2 protein-coding genes and 1 pseudogene are annotated in these 3018 nt (G+C 68.1%); all 3 read left to right on the top strand.

Annotation, left to right across the window (positions count from 1 at the left end):
* Positions 1-147: 147 nt before the first annotated feature.
* Entirely contained in the window at positions 148-1212 is a 1065-nt protein-coding gene (locus ACWCPY_RS43135) for a tyrosine-type recombinase/integrase (RefSeq protein WP_451274656.1), read from the top strand.
* Positions 1209-1523: a helix-turn-helix domain-containing protein gene (locus ACWCPY_RS43130; RefSeq protein ID WP_351259637.1), complete on the top strand. Its 315-nt coding sequence runs from the start codon at positions 1209-1211 to the stop codon at positions 1521-1523. Before ACWCPY_RS43135 ends, ACWCPY_RS43130 begins: the two co-directional genes overlap by 4 nt.
* 723 nt (positions 1524-2246) lie before the next feature.
* Positions 2247-3018, top strand: a pseudogene (locus ACWCPY_RS43125) (integrase); the annotation flags it as partial.

The following is a 3018-nucleotide window of genomic DNA, read 5'->3' as shown; positions in this document are numbered from 1 at the left end:
TCATCTGGGGCTGGCATATGTTCCTTTTCATGGATCGCCGCTGCCACCGGCCCGTATCCATCTTCTGCTGTCCTCGTTGGTCTTCATGGTGGTGCCCGGATTCTCCAGGTGTTGCCTTGATCGGTCAGGTGCGAGGAAGGTGTGCCGGTGGCATCCCAGTTGAGGGTGGTCCAGGGTGGTGCCGTCCTACTGGAGCCGGTGACCGCCGATCCGTGGGAGTTCCAGGCCGACTGCGTTGAGGCGTTTGTCGCCTCGTGGCGGGCCCGCGGGTTCAGTCCGGTGACGGTCGAGAACGACATCGGACTGCTGGAACGGACGCTCACCGCGCTGGGCCGGCCCGCCTGGGACGTCACTCCCGAAGACATCGACCGTGTCGTCGGTGACCTGGCCCTTGCCGGGCGGGCCGCCTCGACCCGCCGCGAGTACGTGCAGATCTTTAAGGGCTTCCACCGGTTCCTGCAGGTCCGCAAGGCTGTCGAGATCGAAGCGGGGTTCGGCGTCCGCCTGGTTTGCCCGGTCGATGAGTTCAACGCGTCCCGGCACGTCGGGGATGAGTCCCCAGCTCAGCTGCCGCCGCCGACCCCCGAGCGGGTCGCGGAGTTCTTCGACTTCCTCAAGGACCGGATCGCCACCGCCCGCAAGTACGCACCCGCCGCCCGGGACTATGCGATGTTCCGGACCCTCTATCACGCCGGCCTGCGCTCGGAAGAGGCGTCGCTTCTGGACCGCCCGGACCTCCACTTCACGCGGGGACCGTTCGGAAAACTCCACGTTCGGTTCGGCAAAGGCGCCCGCACCTCCGGGCCCCGACCGCGTTGGGTACCGATGCTGGACGGGCTCGACCTCGTTCTGCGCTGGTTCCTCGACGACGTCCGCGGGAAGTTCCCCGACTCCCCGGTGCTGTTTGCGGACGAGTCCGGCGGAAGTCTGCATCGCGGGACGATCCGCAACCGTTTGCGGTATCTGATGGAACTCGGAGGCCGCCCGGCAACCGACCGTTTCAGTCCGCATGTTTTGCGGAGGGCCTGCGCGACCCACAACTACGAGCGTGGTGTGGATTTGGTGGCTATCCAGCAGCTCCTTGGTCACTGGACGGTCAGCTCAACCATGAGATACGTCCGTCCCTCCGCGACGTTCATCGAGGATGCCTATCGCCGCGCGGTGACCACCACGCTCGGCGAGCTGACCGCCGAGGGGGACAGCTCCGCATGAAGATCCGATGGCGCCTGCGGATGGCCGCCGCCCAGCGCGAGGTCTGGACCGGCACCCAGCTGCAGCGGCTGCTGGCCGAACGCGCGGGGCTGCAAATGTCCTCCGCCTCGGTGTCTGCACTGTTCAGCAAAGAGCCCTCCCAGGTGAAGATGTCCACTCTGATCGCGTTGTGCACCGCGCTGGACTGCACCCCCAACGACCTCTTCGAGGTCGACACCACCCCCGTCGAACGTCCCGCGGCCTCGATTCGGCCGGTCGCCGACCTGCCGAAGGCAGTCTCCGCGCGGGGCCGTTCGATGCCGCCTCTGTGACCCGAGGAGGGCGGAATCGTGGGCGTCAAACAGAGCGACTGCATCGGCTGCGGAGCCCCGGTCGGGTTCATCGACCGGCACTACTGCTGCCGCTGCACTGCCCAGCAGAAGGAGGCCGCGGCCCGGGCCGCTTGTCCCCGGTGCGACCAGCAGCGCGTCCTCCAGGCCGACACCGACCGGTGCATCACCTGCTCTCGCGTATGCACCGGATGCGGCAACCCGGTGCGGAGTAAATCCTCGGCACTCTGCCGCACTTGCCTGCGAGAGGCCGAACGCGACGCCGCCAAGGCGCCATGCCCTCGCTGCAGCCGGCCCGGATATATCCGCAAGGACTCCCGCTGGTGCGGGCACTGCTCGCGTCCCCGGCAGGCCAAACAGCCGCCGCGTGCCTGTGAACAATGCGGCAGAGTACGGAAGCACGCAGGCCTGGGACTGTGCTCGGCCTGCTGGCAGCGTCACCCCGACCGGCCCTTCGTCCGGGCCGAGCACCTCATCGCCGAACTCGACAATCCCCCCGACTGGCTGCAGGACTTCACCACAGATCTCGCCGCCAAGTACTCCGTCGGCCGGGCCTGCACGATGATCACTTCCCTGGGGCGTCTTCTCCGGGACGGCCAGCCCAACCTCCCCCAGTCCGTACTCGAACGCTCCCGCCGCCCGGGCCGCTCGATGGGCTCGCTCGCACGTGCCCTGGAGACCTTCTTCACCACTCGTGGTCTGGCCATGGCCACGGACCAGGCCGAGCGGCTCGCAGCCGGCCGACGACGACGTCGCATCCTCGCGGTCCCCGACCCCCTGCGGCCTTCGGTGGAGGCTTTCGCCGACTTCATGATCCGCTCGCGTGAGCGGTCCCGGCGTGCCGGAACACTGCCCCGCACCGATGCCACCATCGAAGCCGCACTGGCCATCGTGCGTGACCTCGCCCTGTTCCTCGCCGGTGAGCGCGGCAAGCGGGACTGGGCGCTGACCGACGTGCACGATCTCGAGGCGTTCCTGGCCAGCTCGCCCAAGGCCCGTAAGCGTCGCCTGGTCGTGCTCGGACAGTTCTTCCGCTTCGCGCGGTCCCAGAAGTTCGTCCTCGTCGATCCTGCCCGCGGTCTGACCGCCCGAGGACCGAGCGGCTTCACGGGTGCGACGCTGACGCTTGACCAGCAACGTGTGCTGTTCCGCCGCTGGACAACGGATCCGGCCGTCCACCCGCACGAAGCCCTGCTGGGCATGCTCGCCCTGTTGCACGGCGCCTCAAGCCGCGAGGTCAAAATGCTCCAGGCCGTTGACCTCGACTTTCGTGCCCGGACCGCTCGGCTCGGCGACCGCCCGCATCCGGTTCCCTTGGATCCGGCGTCCTGGGCGGCAGTGGAGCGTTGCCTGGCCCATCGCGAAGCCCAGCGGACCGACAACCCGCATGTGATGGTTACCCGCCAGACGAAGTCCGGCCGGGGACCGGCGTCCACCGCCTATGTCAGTCACGTCCTCGATGCCTGCGGCTTCCCAC

The organism is Streptomyces sp. NPDC002403 (genome assembly GCF_053593015.1).
Note: the sequence above shows the minus strand (reverse complement) of the source record. Positions and strands in the feature narration are given on the sequence as shown.

Coding starts and splice junctions, on each gene's coding strand:
- ACWCPY_RS43130 (WP_351259637.1), top strand. CDS start 1,209: ATGAAGATCCGATGGCGCCTGCGGATGGCCGCCGCCCAGCGCGAGGTC.